Source organism: Pseudomonas fluorescens (genome assembly GCF_902497895.1).
Taxonomy (GTDB): Bacteria; Pseudomonadota; Gammaproteobacteria; order Pseudomonadales; family Pseudomonadaceae; genus Aquipseudomonas; species Aquipseudomonas fluorescens_BP.
In genome coordinates this window covers 1-1,002 of the sequence record NZ_CABVHQ010000158.1, presented here as the reverse complement: position 1 = coordinate 1,002, position 1,002 = coordinate 1, and the positions used below count along the sequence as shown (strand labels likewise).

The 1,002-nt window shown below is 60.0% G+C and carries 2 protein-coding genes and 1 pseudogene; all 3 read left to right on the top strand.

Annotation, left to right across the window (positions count from 1 at the left end; translation table 11 throughout):
* The first annotated feature begins 5 nt into the window (after window positions 1-5).
* On the top strand, window positions 6-620 hold the full coding sequence (locus F8N21_RS30295; protein WP_150645601.1) for a hypothetical protein: 615 nt from the start codon (window positions 6-8) through the stop codon (window positions 618-620).
* Window positions 617-811 carry a hypothetical protein gene (locus F8N21_RS30290; protein ID WP_191624438.1) on the top strand — a complete coding sequence of 65 codons (195 nt, stop codon included), beginning with the start codon at window positions 617-619 and terminating at the stop codon, window positions 809-811. The genes F8N21_RS30295 and F8N21_RS30290 overlap by 4 nt, the downstream gene beginning before the upstream one ends.
* A pseudogene (locus F8N21_RS30285) lies at window positions 808-1,002 on the top strand (hypothetical protein); the annotation flags it as partial. The gene F8N21_RS30290 and the pseudogene F8N21_RS30285, both read left to right, overlap by 4 nt.

The window sequence follows — 1,002 nt, the reverse complement described above, 5'->3', positions numbered from 1 at the left end:
GTGCGATGAGCCTGCTGCAACGTGTGGGCTGGCGACGTGCGGTATTTGCACTGGCGGTCGCCGCCCTCCTTACGGTGGCGACGATTCAAGTGCAATCGGGCGAGCCGGAAATCGCTCTGGTGATTGGCGAGCCTTGGGACGCCATGCGGCAGCGCTCCAGTGCAACCATTGATCCCGCTATTCCCGGGCATTACTGGGGGAGATTGCCGAAATCAGATGCCCGCCTTCGTTTCATAGACCCCCAATACGGGTTCGTGACCCCACTGGCTCGCTTCTTCACAATTAGTTTCGATGATGAGCTGGTCAGCGATGTCCGTATGTCCCCGCAAATCGAGCCGCTATTGCTCGACGATACGCTCAAGATCGTGCTGGATTTGCAGGAGCAATGGCGCCAAGGCGGGTGGAAGCCAATCAGGGTCAAGAACTTTCCATCGTTTGCCGACACCCCCCAATGGCGTGCCCGATTGCGAGACGAGAACAAAGGCGGTGTTGCTTACTGGAAAGCAGATGACAAGTATCAAGTGATGCTGATAGTCGGGCGCTTCGAGGATGACAAGCGCCCCGACGAGGAGCGCTACCTCATCACGCTGGCACTCGCCAGCCCATGGGGTGGGTCTTGACCCTGCGCCTTGATGACGGACGCACCGTTGGCTTTGGCAGCAATCACTTTGCCGACCTGTCCGATATCCATCAGCGCATGGCCTTTGTGCTCAGGGCAGCGGCGCGGTTTGATGAGCTGCTGCGTGACGGCAATCGCCACCGGATCGAACAGGCGATTCAGGATATCGCTGCAGGCCGGGGTGTGCGATGAGCCTGCTGCAACGTGTGGGCTGGCGACGTGCGGTATTTGCACTGGCGGTCGCCGCCCTCCTTACGGTGGCGACGATTCAAGTGCAATCGGGCGAGCCGGAAATCGCTCTGGTGATTGGCGAGCCTTGGGACGCCATGCGGCAGCGCTCCAGTGCAACCATTGATCCCGCTATTCCCGGGCATTACTGGGGG